At 64.2% G+C, this 14,287-nt stretch carries 10 protein-coding genes; all 10 read right to left on the bottom strand.

Going from position 1 to position 14,287, the window contains the following annotated elements; all coding sequences use genetic code 11:
* Positions 1–163 precede the first annotated feature (163 nt).
* Positions 164–1,873, bottom strand: coding sequence for an APC family permease (locus tag A3AU_RS0127965; protein WP_027055814.1), 1,710 nt, complete (start codon positions 1,871–1,873; stop codon positions 164–166).
* Between the two features lie 254 nt (positions 1,874–2,127).
* Positions 2,128–4,497 (bottom strand): DUF1989 domain-containing protein, encoded by a 2,370-nt coding sequence (locus tag A3AU_RS0127960; protein ID WP_027055813.1) that lies wholly within the window; start codon positions 4,495–4,497, stop codon positions 2,128–2,130.
* Between the two features lie 283 nt (positions 4,498–4,780).
* Positions 4,781–5,404, bottom strand: a complete 624-nt coding sequence (locus A3AU_RS0127955) for a sarcosine oxidase subunit gamma (protein ID WP_027055812.1) — start codon at positions 5,402–5,404, stop codon at positions 4,781–4,783.
* Positions 5,397–8,378, bottom strand: a complete 2,982-nt coding sequence (locus A3AU_RS0127950; protein ID WP_027055811.1) for a sarcosine oxidase subunit alpha — start codon at positions 8,376–8,378, stop codon at positions 5,397–5,399. Before A3AU_RS0127950 ends, A3AU_RS0127955 begins: the two co-directional genes overlap by 8 nt.
* A complete protein-coding gene (locus tag A3AU_RS0127945) occupies positions 8,378–8,653 on the bottom strand; it encodes a sarcosine oxidase subunit delta family protein (RefSeq protein WP_027055810.1) in 276 nt (91 codons plus the stop codon). The genes A3AU_RS0127950 and A3AU_RS0127945 overlap by 1 nt, the downstream gene beginning before the upstream one ends.
* Positions 8,654–8,662: 9 nt before the next feature.
* Positions 8,663–9,916, bottom strand: a complete 1,254-nt coding sequence (locus A3AU_RS0127940; protein ID WP_027055809.1) for a sarcosine oxidase subunit beta family protein — start codon at positions 9,914–9,916, stop codon at positions 8,663–8,665.
* 37 nt (positions 9,917–9,953) lie between these two features.
* Entirely contained in the window at positions 9,954–11,261 is a 1,308-nt protein-coding gene (gene glnT, locus A3AU_RS0127935; RefSeq protein WP_027055808.1) for a type III glutamate--ammonia ligase, read from the bottom strand.
* Between the two features lie 33 nt (positions 11,262–11,294).
* Complete coding sequence (locus tag A3AU_RS0127930) at positions 11,295–12,623, bottom strand: FMN-binding glutamate synthase family protein (RefSeq protein ID WP_027055807.1); 1,329 nt, start codon at positions 12,621–12,623, stop codon at positions 11,295–11,297.
* 6 nt (positions 12,624–12,629) lie between these two features.
* On the bottom strand, positions 12,630–13,352 hold the full coding sequence (locus A3AU_RS0127925) for a GltB/FmdC/FwdC-like GXGXG domain-containing protein (protein ID WP_027055806.1): 723 nt from the start codon (positions 13,350–13,352) through the stop codon (positions 12,630–12,632).
* 5 nt (positions 13,353–13,357) lie between these two features.
* Positions 13,358–14,254 (bottom strand): class II glutamine amidotransferase, encoded by an 897-nt coding sequence (locus tag A3AU_RS0127920; protein ID WP_027055805.1) that lies wholly within the window; start codon positions 14,252–14,254, stop codon positions 13,358–13,360.
* Between the last annotated feature and the right edge of the window lie 33 nt (positions 14,255–14,287).

Raw genomic sequence — 14,287 nt, 5'->3', positions numbered from 1 at the left:
CTGCGCGAGAATCTCGGCCTGAAGCGGCCGCCCGATTGGTCCTTCGAAGAGATGACAATCCGCAAGGCTGGTTGACGGGAGGCTCCGGCTGGTGACCAAAAAGGATCGGGCGCGCCGGAGCGCGCCCGATGTCTGACAAGTCGCCGTGTCAGATGACCAACAGTCAGATGACGAACAGCCAGTTGGCGATCAGCATCACCGCCACGCCGGCGACCAGGGTCAAGTATGGCAGCATGCCTGCTTTCTTCACCGCGAGGTCGGCTCCGGTCATGCCGAGATCGGCCAGCATGTGGTCGGGGAACTTGCCCTTGTCCTGGATGTAGTGGCGGAAGCAGAACACCGGGATGATCAGGGCGGCGGTGATCAGGCCGGCCCACAGCGCCATCGGGTTCCAGACCTTGGCGCCGGCGCCCATGAAGATCGCATTGACATAGGCGAAGATCGCCCCGATCCCGAGCAGCCAGCTCGGCGCGCGCCATGGCCGCGCTATATGGCCGTTGTCGATGCGGTGAATCCAGCCGGCATTGAGGTTGAGGAAGTTGAAGATGATGTAGCCGCAGTTCGACACGGCGAGGATGAAGAAGAAGCTCGTCGCGTCGGCCGAGGCGATGGCCAGCACGATCAGGTTGAAGCAGAGGTCGGTCCACATGGCCCGGGTAGGCGCGCCGTGCTCGTTGACGTGGCTGAGATAGCGCGGCAGCCAGCCGTCGACCGAGCCCTGATAGAGCGTGCGCGAGGAGCCGGCCATCGCCGTCATGATGCACAGCACCAGCGCCAGGATCATCAGCATCACCAGCAGGCTGTGGATGAGCTTGCCGCCTCCGACCATGCCGGCCAGCGCGTCGGCGACGCCCGAGCCGTCGACGATCGGTGTCGCCAGCATGCCGTTCAGGCCGAGCACGCCCTGGAAGGTGAAGGGCACCAGGATGAACAGCAACATGCAGAGCAGGCCGGAATAGAAGATCGCCTTGAATGTGTCGGTACCGGGGTTCTTGAACTCGGAAGTGTAGCAGACGGCGGTCTCGAAACCGTAGGTCGACCAGGCGGCGATGAACATGCCGCCGAGCACCAGCGTCCAGCCGGCGATATTCCAGGAGCCCGGTTCCGGCGCGTATGCGGCGGCCAGCGGCACCAGCGGCGAGAAGTTCGCCCAGTTGATCTGGCCGGTGAAGATCGGCACGACGCCGACGATCAGCATCGGGATGATGACCAGCAGGCCGATATATTTCTGCACATTGGCGGTGCCGAGAATGCCGCGATGCTGGATCGAGAAGATGATCAGCATCAGCACGGCGCCGATGAAGAAGGTCGCGTTGAAGGTGAAAGAGACCGGACCAAGCGTGTGGCTGTACAGCGTCCAGTTGCGGATCGCCGGTGTCGCTGCCGCGGTCACCGCCGTGATGGCGTCCGCGGGCGCCGTTCCGGCGTGTGCCGCTATATAGGCGACGACTTCCGCCGAGGTTTCGGTGAACAGCGGCACCGGCGCCAGTGCGTTGAGGATATAGGCGGCGGCGATCGAGCAGCCGAGCGACAGCACCGGCGACCAGGCGAACCAGTTGCACCACACCGACAGCGGCGCGATGAATTTGGAATAGCGCAGCCAGGCGGTGGCGCCGTAGATCGAGGCGCCTCCCGACTTGTTCGGGAACAGGCCGGCGATCTCGGCATAGGTGAAGGATTGCAGGAAGCCCATGATCATGGACACCGTCCAGATCAGGAAGGCCAGCGTTCCCGTCGTGCCGGCGATGCCGCCGATCGAGAACAGGACCAGTGCCGGAACGCCGCTCGCCACCCAGAAGGCGCCGCGCCAGTCGATATGCCTGAGCAGCTTGCTTTCGGCAGGCTGCTCGAGGGCCGTGCTTATGGTGCTCATGTCAGTGACTTCCCCTTTTTTCGATGTTCCCCGCCGGCGATGCCTCGGCTTTGCGAAGCTTGCTCCCCGGCACGTGACCGAACGACTCCGATGTTTCCACTCAGTCGTATTTTTTTCTTAAGAGTGAAGATTGATCCGGCGCGCTTTCACGTCAAGCGTTTTGTGAAACCATGCACATCACGCTTGCGCGCGTATGCAAGAATACGCCTCGCAGCGCTGCTGATGCGCGGTTCTGCCGGTCCGGAAAGCGGCACTCAGGAACGCGGTTTGGTCTTCTGCGGATCGTAATGGGCGAAGGCGACGACTCGCGCTGGCAGCCGTTTGGCATGGCCGTCGAGCTTGCCGATCTCGACCTCCGTGCCGATGGCGGCATGGGTGACGTCGAGCCTTGCCAGCGCGATGTTCTTGTTCAGCACCGGCGAGCGCATGCCCGAGGTGACGACGCCGATCTGGGCGCGACCGACATGCACGCAGTCGCCATGGCCGACCGCGACATTGCTGTCGATGTCGAGCCCGACCAGTTTCGTCTGCGGATGCTCCTTGCGCCGGATCAGCACCTCGCGGCCGATGAAATCGTCGGCCTTGGTCTTCAGTGGCACGGTGAAGCCGATGCCGGCCTCGAACGGATCGGTCTGGTCGGAAAATTCGTAACCGGCGAAGATCAGCCCGGCCTCGATACGCACCATGTCGAGCGCTTGCAGGCCCATTGGCTTCAGCCCATGCGGCTGGCCGGCCTCCCAGATGGCGTCGAACACCTTTTCGGCGTCGCGCGGATGGCACCAGATCTCGTAGCCGAGCTCGCCGGTATAGCCGGTGCGCGAGACGACGACCGGAATGCCGTTGCCGCCGCCGATGCGGGCGACCGAGAAGCGGAACCATTCGAGCTCGTCCATCGACGGCTGCAGCGGCGAGGTCCAGATCACGTCTCTGAGGATGTCACGGCTCTTTGGCCCTTGCACCGCGATGTTGTGCATCTGGTCGGTGGAGGAGCGCACCAGCACATTGAGGCCGAGCTTCTTGGCCGTCTCGCGCAGCCATTCGCCGGACAGATCGTCGCCGCCGACCCAGCGGAAATTATCATTGCCGAGCCTGAGCAGCGTGCCGTCATCGATCATGCCGCCGTGCTCGTAGCACATGGCGGAGTAGACGACCTGACCGACACCGAGCTTCTTCACGTCGCGGGTCAGCGTGTATTGCAGCAGCGCTTCCGAATCCGGGCCGGTGACCTCGAATTTTCTGAGCGGCGACAGGTCCATGATCACCGCGTCCTGCCGGCAGGCCCAGTACTCGGCGATGGCGCCTTCCCTGGCGAAGGAATTGGCCAGCCAGTAGCCCCTGTATTCGGCGAAGTTGCGCGTGTGCTTGGCGAAGGACGAATGAAAGGAGGTCTCGCGGGTCATTTTCGGTTCCGAATCGGGCGTCATGCGTCTGGCGATCGCTCGCGAGAATTTGTGCTGGCCGGAATAGGTCCGCACATGGACGTCGGTGAGATCCCAGCCATTGGCCGGCGTCGTGTCGTCGGGGCAGGCGGAGGAAACACAGACAATGTCGGTGAGCGCGCGCAGCAGCACATAGTCGCCGGCACGCGACCACGGCTCGTCCGATACCATGACGCCATGCGCGTCGATCGCCGTGTTGAAGAAGAAGTTGATCGCCATCCACCCCGCACGGGGGGTGACGCCCTTGCCGGAAAGCACGCCGTTGAAGTTCTCCGAGCAGTTGGTGTGGCCGGGATAGCCGATGTCGTCATAGTACTTGGCGGCACAGGCAAGCGCGAAGGCGTCGTGCCGGCCGCATGTGTCCTGGATAACCTCGACCAGAGGTTCCATGTCCTGGTCGTAGTATTTCGAATGCAGGCCGGGCATCGGATAGCTGGCGCCCATCAGCGTGCGCGTCGTGGTCACGTCGAGCGGATGGTCGAGCCCCTTGTCCAGCTTGCGCGCCGAAAAGCACTGGAAGTCGGTGCACTGGCGGCCATCGACATCAATGATCTGCAGATAGTCTCCGGCCTTGACGAAGTAGGATTGGGCGGTCGCCGATTTCACCCGCAGATCGAGCAAAGGATCGGCGAGCGGATCGGCAAGCTGGCCTCTCGCCTTCAGCCGGACCGTGGCGCGGCGCACGATGACGGTGAGCGGCGTCGCCGTGTCATGGCCGTCGACCAGCATCGGCCCGCCGGGCGCGGCAACGAGCAGCGCGCCGTCGCGCGCGATGCTGAATGGCTGCTCGGTTCCGGCCGGCGTGGCGCCGCCGAACACACGCACCGCCTTTGGCTCATCAAGCTGCACCTGGCGGCGCTCCAGTCCACGCCGCACGGAAGCGAGGCTGTCATCGTCGTCGATCAACAGTGCCTTGATGCCGGCGGCATTGCTGTTGGTCTTTTCGCCGAGAATGCCAGGATCGCTGGCGCCCGACTTGTCCCAGGCCAGAAGTTCGCAGGCCTGGCCGCCCTCGACGTTGTGCACCGTGATCGTGTCGCCGGCCTCGACGTCGATCAGCACCGCGCCATTGCCCTGGATTGTATAGCGCTCCATCCCAGGTGGCAACGCGATCTGACCGGGCCTCAAGATCAGGCTCGGGCGCGGCGGTCCGGCTGTGACTGTGGGGTAGGGCGACTGGCTCATCTCAGCCTTGCGGTTCGAGAAACAAGTTTGCCTGTGTGTAAAGTTATTTTCGCTGAGAGAATAGCAGGGGAGGCGCATTTGGCAAGGCGGAGATGGTATTCTTGAAGCGGTTGCCAAGGTTAAACCTTACCGATCAAACCTATCTTCCGAACGTCGGCGCCGCCCCTCATCTGGCTGCCGCCATCTTCTCCCCGTAAACGGGGCGAAGGACGCTGTCGTCGCCGATCACGCCAATCGCCAACGTTGCGGAACGAGCGCCGGGGGCGCGGCCAGCTTCTTTCGCCTAAAGCTCCTCGGAATGGCTGATCGTCACGCCATATTCGGCGGCCGAATCAAGCACCGTGTGCCACAGGCTTTCGGCAAAGGTCGCGAACGCAAGCAGGTTGAATACCGCCTGCCCATCCGGTCGATCGTTCCCACGCCAAAGCGTAACGCTGGTATGGTCCATCGACGTGGCAGCCGCCGAGCCGACCGCAAACACATCCGGGTGCAAATCGATCGACGACAGTTTGGCCAGCATCGTACGCGCCTTGGTACCGGCGATGCTGATCAGCACCCGCGCATGCGATTGGTCGGACAGCGAGGCAGAGGAAGCAAACGCTTGGCCAAGCGCCTCAATCCCGTGCTTGCCGCCCTTCGACAGCACCATGAACTGATCAGGTCCCGACCAGATCAGCATGGCATCCGCCGCGCCGACCGCCTTTGGCGTTTCCGGAGCAGCAACGCCGAAGCGTGCCTTGGCGGCCTTGGCCACATCAGCCGCCTTGCCGCGCCGCGCCATCACCTGGACGAGGTCGAAATTGCGGATCTCGGTCAGCGACACGCCGGCATCGCCGCGCGCGCCATGAGGCCCGGCAACGAGCGCGCGATCGAGCGGACTGCGGATGTCCCAGGAAAACTCAGCCACGCTGGCGACCTCCATCCGGATCGTAGAAGACGGGATTACAGAGTTCGACGTCATAGTCTTCGCCGCGTATCGGGTCATGCGCATGGACGATCTCGCCGATGCGTTCGCGGCCGCGCTCGACAAGCGCCAACCCGATCCACTGGTCCGATGTCGGCGAGAAGCAAACCGAGGTGACATAGCCCTGGTCGTTACCTGGTCCGGGTGTCTGCCCTTTCGGGATGATGTGCGCGCCCGAGCGCAGGCGGCGTGCTCTGTCCGTCGGCTTGATGCCAACCACGACCTGCCGGTCCGGCGCGACCAGCGCCTCGCGGCCGGCCATGACGCGGCCGATATAGTCTTTCTTGGTCGACATCATCTTGCCGAGGCCGAGGTCAGCGGCCGTCGTCGTACCGCTCAGTTCCGGCCCGGCGACATGGCCCTTTTCGATGCGCATGACACCGAGCGCCTCGGTGCCGTAAGGCGTGACCCCGAACTGTTTGCCGGCCAGCATCAGATTGCGAGCCATCGCCTCGCCATAGCGCGCCGGCACGGAGATCTCGAACGCCATCTCGCCCGAGAAGGAGATGCGGAACAATCGCGCCTTGATGCCGCCGCGCAGCGCCACTTCGCGCGCGCCCATGAAGGGGAAGCCTTCGTTGGAGAGATCCTCCGTGGGATCGACGATCTCCTTCAGCAGATCGCGTGTCTTGGGGCCGGCGATGGAGAATTGCGCCCATTGGTCGGAGACCGAGGTCAACTGCACGTCGAGTTCGGGAAAGAGCACCTGCCGGCAGAATTCCAGATGCTGCATCACCAGCCCGGCCTTGGCCGTGGTGGTGGTGAGGAAATAATGATCCTCGGCCAGTCGCGACGTCGTGCCGTCATCATAGACGATGCCGTCCTCGCGCAGCATCAGCCCGTAACGCGCCTTGCCCACCGCAAGGTTGGAGAAGGTGTTGATGTAGACGCGGTCGAGGAAGGCGCCGGCATCGGGGCCATGCACGTCGATCTTGCCGAGGGTCGAGACATCGCAGAAGCCGACGCCGCTTCGCACCGCCTTGACCTCGCGCGTCACCGATTCCAGCCAGTCCTTCTCGCCGGCGCGGGGGTACCACTGCGCCCGTTTCCAAAGCCCGGTGTCGACGAAGATCGCACCCTGTTCGGCGGCCCAGTGATGCGACGGCGTCAGCCTTGTCGCATGAAACGTCTCGTCGCGATGATGGCCGGCGAAGGCGCCGATGGCGACGGGCACATAGGGCGGCCGGTAGATGGTGGTGCCGGTCTCTGGAATGGATCTTCCGGTCACAGCCGCCATGATGGCGAGGCCGGCGACATTGGAGGTCTTGCCCTGGTCGGTCGCCATGCCGAGCGTGGTGTAGCGCTTCAGATGCTCGACCGATTCAAAACCCTCGCGCTGCGCCAGTTCGATGTCGGAAGCGGTGACATCGTGTTGCTGGTCGACGAAGGCCTTGCCCTTGCCGGCGATGTGCCAGAGCGGCGTCAGCGAGAACGCCTGGTCATCGGCCACCGGCACCGAACCTGCCGTGCCGCTTCGTCCGGCATCGCGCGCGGCTACAGCACCGGCATCGAATCCTTCCCGCAGGCAGGCGCCGAGCCCAAAGGCGCCATTGGCGGCGCCGGCGGCGACCATGCCGGGAGGCGCACCGTCCGGCACGAAGGCGGCGATGTCGTCTCGCCATTTTGGCCGGCCGCGATGGTAGGAGGTCAATCCGACCGTCGGGTTCCAGCCGCCGGAAACGGCGAGCCCGTCAGTCTCGACCTCGGCGCGCGCACCGCCGGTCAGCGATACCGCGATTTTTCTCACCCCATCCTTGCCGCCGTCAATGCCGCTGACGGCGCCGTGCAGCACCGGGAAGCCGCCCTTGGAGGCGAGCGAACGATGGGCTGGGGAGATATCGGCCCGCGCGTCGATCACGGCGGCAATCTGCAATCCGGCTGCGAGCGCGGTCTCGACCGTTCGCCAGCCGTCCTCGTTGTTGGTGAACAGCGCCATGCGCTTTGCCGGAGTTGCCGCATAGCGGCTGATGTAGCTGCGCATGGCAGACGCCATCATCACGCCGGGCGTGTCGTTGCCGGCAAAGACGATCGGCCGTTCGATGGCGCCGGCCGCGACCACGCAGCGTTTGGCCACGATCCGCCACAGCCGTTGCCGCACCTGATGTTCGGGCGGCGAGGGCAAATGGTCGTTGACCCGCTCCAGCGCGCCATAGGTGCCGCCGTCGTAGACGCCGAACAGCGTCGTGCGAGTCATGATGCGGACATCGGGCATTGCCGCCAGCTCGGCCAGTGTCCGCGACAGCCACTCGGAAGCCGGCAGGCCATCGACCGTGCCGCCATCCGACAGCAGGCGACCGCCGAGCGTAAAATCCTCTTCGCAGACAATAACGCGGGCGCCGCTGCGGCCAGCGGCCAGAGCTGCCGACAGGCCGGCCGGACCGGAGCCGGCGATCAGCACATCGCAATGCGCCCAGGCCTTGTCGTAGTGGTCGGGATCGGCAACGCCTGCCGCGCGGCCAAGGCCGGCGGCGCGGCGGATCGCCGGCTCGTAGATCGCTTCCCAGAATTTGGCCGGCCACATGAAGGTCTTGTAGTAGAAGCCGGCGACGAAGATCGGCGAAAACAGCTGGTTGACCGACATCACGTCGAAGGCGAGCGACGGCCAGCGGTTCTGGCTCGCGGCCTCGAGCCCCTCATAGAGCTCCGCCGTCGTCGCCTTGGTGTTCGGCTCGCGCCGGGCTCCCGTCCGCAGTTCGACCAGGGCATTCGGTTCTTCCGAGCCTGCCGTCAGAATGCCGCGCGGGCGATGGTATTTGAACGAGCGGCCGACCAGCTTGACGCCGTTGGCAACGAGCGCCGACGCCAGCGTGTCGCCCTGGAAGCCGGAAAAGCTCTTGCCGTCGAAGCGGAAGTTCAGCGGCGCCGAACGGTCGATGAGGCCGCCCTTGTCGAGCCGGTTTGTCTGCGCGCCGGCCATTATGCGCCAACCTTCGCCGCACCGGCGCCAGCCGCCGGCTCGACGGCTGAAATCTCGTGCGTCAGCGTGTTGCGGGTGACCTTCAGCCACGCCCGGCAGCCGCCGCCATGGTACCAGTTTTCGCTCATTACGCCGGCGATGTTGTCGCGCAGATAGACATAGTCGTAGACGGCGTCCTCGCCGGCATCCGCCGCCGGCCGCACCGGTTTGGCATCACCGAGATAGGTGAACTCGCCGAGTTCGCGTTCGCCGCAGAAGGGACAGGTGATGCGCATACTGGGCCTTCAGTGCAGGTTCGGTTGGGCGCCCTGGCCCTTTTCGTCGATCATGGCGCCAGTCCGGAAGCGGTCGAGGCGGAACCGTGCGGCTTCTTCGTGCGGCGTGTCGCGGGCCAGCAGATGCGCAAAGACGAAACCGGACCCCGGCGTCGCCTTGAAGCCGCCATAACACCAGCCGGCGTTGATGTAGAGCCCGTCGACCGGTGTCTTGTCGATGATCGGCGAGCCATCCATCGACATGTCCATGATGCCGCCCCACTGGCGCAGCAGCCGTACGCGGCCGATCATCGGCATCAGTGCCATGCCGCCCTCGCAAACATCCTCCATCACAGGCAGATTGCCGCGTTGGGCGTAGGAATTATAGCCGTCGATGTCGCCGCCGAAGACCAGGCCGCCCTTGTCGGACTGGCTGACATAGAAATGCCCGGCGCCGAAGGTCATGACCCCGGGGATCAGCGGCTTGATCGCCTCGGAGACGAAGGCCTGCAGCACATGGCTTTCGATCGGCAGGCGCAGGCCAGCCATATCGGCGACGCGTGAGGAGGAGCCGGCGACGGCCATGCCGACCTTGCCGGCGCCGATCCTGCCGCGCGAGGTCTCGACGCCGGTCACTTTGCCGTTGACGTCCCGGATGAAGCCTGTGACTTCGCAGTTCTGGATGATGTCGACGCCGAGCCCGCTCGCCGCATGCGCGTAGCCCCAGACCACGGCATCGTGCCGCGCCGTGCCGCCGCGCCGCTGCAAGAGCCCGCCTTGCACGGGAAAACGCGCATTGTCGTAGTTCAGGAACGGCATCATCTTCTTGACTGCTGCGAGATCGAGCAGTTCGGCATCGATGCCGTTGATGCGCATCGTGTTGCCGCGCCGCGCATAAGCGTCGCGCTGCGCGTCCGAATGATAGAGGTTGATGACGCCGCGCTGGCTGACCATCGAGTTGTAGTTGAGGTCCTGCTCCATCCGCTCCCACAGCTTCATCGACAATTCGTAGAAGCCGGTATTGCCGGGCAGGCCGTAATTGGAACGGATGATGGTGGTGTTGCGGCCGGCATTGCCGGAGCCGATCCAGCCCTTTTCCAGCACGGCGACATTTTTGATGCCGTACTCGCTGGCGAGGAACCAGGCGGTGGCCAGGCCATGGCCGCCACCGCCGATGATCACGACGTCGTAGCGGTCCTTCGGGGTGGCGTCGCGCCAGGTGCGCTGCCAGTTCTTGTGGCCGGAAAGGGCAGCGCGTGCGAGCGAGAAGATCGAGTATTTCATTCAGTTCATTCCGAGGTCGCCCGCACTGCCGGGATGGCTAGATATCCAGCGTGTGGTCGCGCTCCCATTGCGTGAAGTGCGAAGCATAGGAATTCCATTCCTGGTGCTTCAGCTTTAGATAAGCCGACGAGAATTCCTCACCCAGCGCCGTCTTCAGCGATTTGTCCTTGTCGAACTCGCGCAGTGCGTCGAGCAGGTTGAGTGGCAGTTTTGGCGCCCCCTTCACTGTATGCCCGTGCTGGTACATGTCGATGTCGTAGCGCTTGCCGGGATCGGCCTTGGAGCGGATGCCATCGAGGCCAGCGGCTATGATCACGGCCTGCAGCAGGTAAGGATTGACCGCGCCGTCGGGCAGGCGCAGCTCGAAGCGGCCGGGGCCAGGCACACGCACCATGTGCGTGCGGTTGTTGCCGGTCCATGTCACCGTGTTCGGTGCCCAGGTCGCGCCGGAGATCGTTCGCGGCGCGTTGATGCGCTTGTAGGAATTGACCGTCGGGTTGGTGATCGCGGCGAGCGCCGAGGCATGCTTCATGATGCCGCCGAGAAAATTCTTGCCCTTGGCCGACAGGCCGAGCTCCATCGAATTGTCGGCAAAGACGTTGGTCTTGCCTGACTTGTCCCACACCGAGATGTGGGCATGACAACCATTGCCGGTCAGGCCCTGGAAGGGTTTTGGCATGAAGGTGGCCCGCAGGCCGTGCTTCTCGGCCACCGACTTGACCATGAACTTGAAGAAGGAGTGCTTGTCGGCGGTCGCCAGCGCGTCGTCGAAGGCCCAGTTCATCTCGAACTGTCCGTTGGCGTCCTCATGGTCGTTCTGGTAGGCGCCCCAGCCGAGCGCCAGCATGTGGTCGCAAATCTCGGCAATGACGTCGTAGCGGCGCATCACCGCCTGCTGGTCGTAACAGGGCTTCGAGGCCGTATCGTATTCGTCGGAGATCGCCTTGCCGTCCGGCGAGATCAGGAAGAATTCCGCCTCGACGCCGGTCTTGACGTGCATGCCCTCGCTGGCGGCCTCGGCGATAAGCCTGTTCAGCGTGTTGCGCGGCGCCTGCTCGACATCCTTGTCGTCCATGATGCAGTTGGCGGCGACCCAGGCGACTTCCGGTTTCCAGGGCAGCTGGATGACCGCATTGGGATCCGGCACCGCCAGCATGTCGGGATGCGCCGGCGTCAGGTCCAGCCAGGTCGCGAAGCCGGCAAAGCCAGCGCCGTCCTTCTGCATGTCCGCGATCGCCTGTGCCGGCACCAGCTTGGCGCGCTGGCCGCCGAACAGGTCGGTGTAGGAAATCATGAAATACTTTACGCCCTTGTTTTTGGCGAAAGCGGCGAGATCGTTCCCCATTATAGTTCCTCGCTTTATTGGCAGGCTGAAGGCTTAGAAGGTGTTCTTTCCCGGTATCCAGTTGGTGCCGGCCAGCGGCACCCCGGCCATGGCGGCTGCCTCGATCGTCAACGCGACGAGGTCCTCGGGTTCGAGATTGTGCAGGCTGTTCTTGCCGCACGCGCGGGCAATCGTTTGCGCTTCCAGCGTCATCACCTTGAGGTAATTCGCCAGTCGCCGTCCGGCCGCGATCGGGTCGACCCGTTTCATCAGTTCGGGGTCCTGCGTGGTGATGCCTGCGGGGTCGCGGCCCTCGTGCCAGTCGTCATAGGCGCCGGAGGTGGTGCCGAGTTCGTTATACTCCGCCTCCCAGCGGGGATCGTTGTCGCCGAGCGCGACCAGCGCCGCCGTGCCGATCGAGACGGCGTCGACGCCAAGCGCCAGCGCCTTGGCGACGTCGGCGCCGTTGCGGATGCCGCCCGAGACGATCAGCTGCACCTTGCGGTGCATGCCGAGATCCTGCAGCGCCTGCACCGCCGGCCTGATGCAGGCGAGTGTTGGCTGGCCGACATTCTCGATGAACACTTCCTGCGTGGCCGCGGTGCCGCCCTGCATGCCGTCGACGACGACGACATCGGCGCCGGCCTTCACCGCAAGTGCTGTGTCGTAATAGGGGCGGGCACCACCGACCTTGACGTAGATCGGCTTCTCCCAGTCGGTGATCTCGCGCAGTTCGAGGATCTTGATCTCGAGATCGTCCGGGCCGGTCCAGTCGGGATGGCGCGATGCGGAGCGCTGGTCGATGCCTTTGGGCAGGGTACGCATCTCGGCCACGCGGTCGGAAATCTTCTGGCCGAGCAGCATGCCGCCGCCGCCCGGCTTGGCGCCCTGGCCGACAACGACCTCGATGGCATCGGCACGGCGCAAATCGCGCGGGTTCATGCCATAGCGGGATGGCAGGTACTGATAGACCAGCGTCTTGGAGTGGCCACGCTCTTCCTCGGTCATGCCGCCATCGCCCGTCGTGGTCGAGGTGCCGGCCAGCGTCGCGCCTCGGCCGAGCGCTTCTTTCGCTGGGCCGGACAATGAGCCAAAGCTCATCCCCGCGATGGTGATCGGGATCTTCAGTTCGATCGGCTTCTTGGCATGGCGGGAGCCGAGCACGACTGATGTGTCGCAGCGCTCGCGATAGCCTTCGAGTGGATAGCGCGAGATCGAGGCGCCGAGGAACAGGAGGTCGTCGAAATGCGGCAGCTTGCGTTTGGCGCCGCCGCCACGGATGTCATAGATGCCGGTCGCCGCGGCGCGGCGGATTTCGGAAAGCGTGTAGTCGTCGAAAGTCGCGGATTTGCGCGGCGTGGTGGGCGGGTTGCGATAGGTCATGCTGCCTCAATACGCGTCGGCGTTGTCGATATTGAAATTGTAGAGGGTACGCGCGGAGCCGTAGCGCTTGAACTCCGACGGCTTGACGCCGGTGATGCCGGCGCGGTCAAGCAGGCCCTGCAGCAATTCCAGATGTTCGGGCCGCATCTCCTTGGCGATGCAGTCGGCGCCGAGGCTGTCGACCTTGCCGCGCACGAACAGCCGCGCTTCGTAAATGGAATCGCCCAGCGCATCGCCGGCATCGCCTAGCACCACCAGATTGCCGGACTGCGCCATGAAGGCCGACATATGGCCGATATTGCCGTGCACGACGATGTCGATGCCCTTCATCGAGATGCCGCAACGCGATGACGCATTGCCCTCGATGACCAGCAGGCCGCCCTTGCCGGTGGCGCCGGCATATTGGCTGGCGTCGCCTTTGACCGTTATGGAGCCCGACATCATGTTTTCGCCGACGCCGGGTCCGGCCGAGCCATGCACGGTGATCGCGCTGCCGGAATTCATGCCGCCGCAATAGTAGCCGACGCTGCCGCGCACATCGATGCTGACGGGCTGGTCGACACCGACGGCGACCGAATGGCTGCCCTTCGGGTGCAGCACTTCCCATGCCGTCTCATTGGAACCTGGCGCCAGATTGTGAAGCGCCTGGTTTAGCTCGCGCAGCGACGACACATCGAGATCGAAGACGCGCGCATGGCTTTCGCGCGTTGCCTTGGAGGTTGCCGGCATGAAACTCAATGCTCCCAGAAATAGACGGTTGCGGGCTCCGGTTCCCAGACCCTCGCATTGTCTATGCCGGGCAGCTTGGTCAGCGCGCGATACTCCGAGCCGAAGGCGACATACTGGTCGGTCTCGGCCATGACGGCGGGCTTGCAGGCGATCGGGTCGCGCACCACGCCAAACCCATTCTTGGTGCCGACGACGAAGGTGAAGAAACCGTCGAGATCGGACAGCGTGCCTTCCAGGGCTTCGCCGAGATTCTTGCCATGCGCCATCTGCGAGGAGAGATAGGCGGCGGCGACTTCTGTGTCGTTCTCAGTCTCGAATTTCATGCCCTCGCGCACCAGTTCGCGCCGCACATTGTTGTGGTTGGAAAGCGAGCCATTGTGCACCAGGCACTGGTCGGCGCCGGTCGAGAACGGATGCGCGCCCATCGTCGTCACCGCCGATTCCGTCGCCATGCGGGTGTGGCCGATACCATGCGTGCCGGTCATCTTGCGGACGTCGAAGCGATCGACGACCGCCTCTGGCAGGCCCACTTCCTTGTAGATCTCGACGACGTCGCCGGCGCCCATGATCCGGATGTCGGGACGCAGCGCCTGTATCGCCTCGCGCGCTTCGTCGATCTTGGCGGGCGTTGTCCTGACGACGGCATGGGTCGACTTCACCGCGATCGTCACCGGCGCGCCAATGGCCTTGGCAAGCTCGGTGTCGAGGTTGCCAAAATCGCGCGCCGGCTTGGCTGACTGGATGGTGATCTTGGCTTCATTGCTGGAGGGTGCGCCATAGATGGCGATGCCGGCACTGTCCGGGCCGCGATCGCTGAGCGACACCAGCATCTCCGACAGCATCGCGCCGAGCTTCGGCTCCAGCGACTTGTCCTTCAAAAACAGTCCGACAATTCCACACATGTCAGCCTCCAGGCATTTGTAGCTAAGAGATCG

It is taken from the genome of Mesorhizobium erdmanii USDA 3471 (assembly GCF_000472705.1).
GTDB classification, from domain to species: domain Bacteria; phylum Pseudomonadota; class Alphaproteobacteria; order Rhizobiales; family Rhizobiaceae; genus Mesorhizobium; species Mesorhizobium erdmanii.
Note: the sequence above shows the minus strand (reverse complement) of the source record. Positions and strands in the feature narration are given on the sequence as shown.

Excerpts from the sequence above, each read along its gene's own strand:
- A3AU_RS0127965 (WP_027055814.1), bottom strand. The coding sequence starts at position 1,873 with ATGAGCACCATAAGCACGGCCCTCGAGCAGCCTGCCGAAAGCAAGCTG.
- A3AU_RS0127960 (WP_027055813.1), bottom strand. The coding sequence starts at position 4,497 with ATGAGCCAGTCGCCCTACCCCACAGTCACAGCCGGACCGCCGCGCCCG.
- A3AU_RS0127950 (WP_027055811.1), bottom strand. The coding sequence starts at position 8,378 with ATGGCCGGCGCGCAGACAAACCGGCTCGACAAGGGCGGCCTCATCGAC.
- A3AU_RS0127945 (WP_027055810.1), bottom strand. The coding sequence starts at position 8,653 with ATGCGCATCACCTGTCCCTTCTGCGGCGAACGCGAACTCGGCGAGTTC.
- A3AU_RS0127940 (WP_027055809.1), bottom strand. The coding sequence starts at position 9,916 with ATGAAATACTCGATCTTCTCGCTCGCACGCGCTGCCCTTTCCGGCCAC.
- glnT (WP_027055808.1), bottom strand. The coding sequence starts at position 11,261 with ATGGGGAACGATCTCGCCGCTTTCGCCAAAAACAAGGGCGTAAAGTAT.
- A3AU_RS0127930 (WP_027055807.1), bottom strand. The coding sequence starts at position 12,623 with ATGACCTATCGCAACCCGCCCACCACGCCGCGCAAATCCGCGACTTTC.
- A3AU_RS0127925 (WP_027055806.1), bottom strand. The coding sequence starts at position 13,352 with ATGCCGGCAACCTCCAAGGCAACGCGCGAAAGCCATGCGCGCGTCTTC.
- A3AU_RS0127920 (WP_027055805.1), bottom strand. The coding sequence starts at position 14,254 with ATGTGTGGAATTGTCGGACTGTTTTTGAAGGACAAGTCGCTGGAGCCG.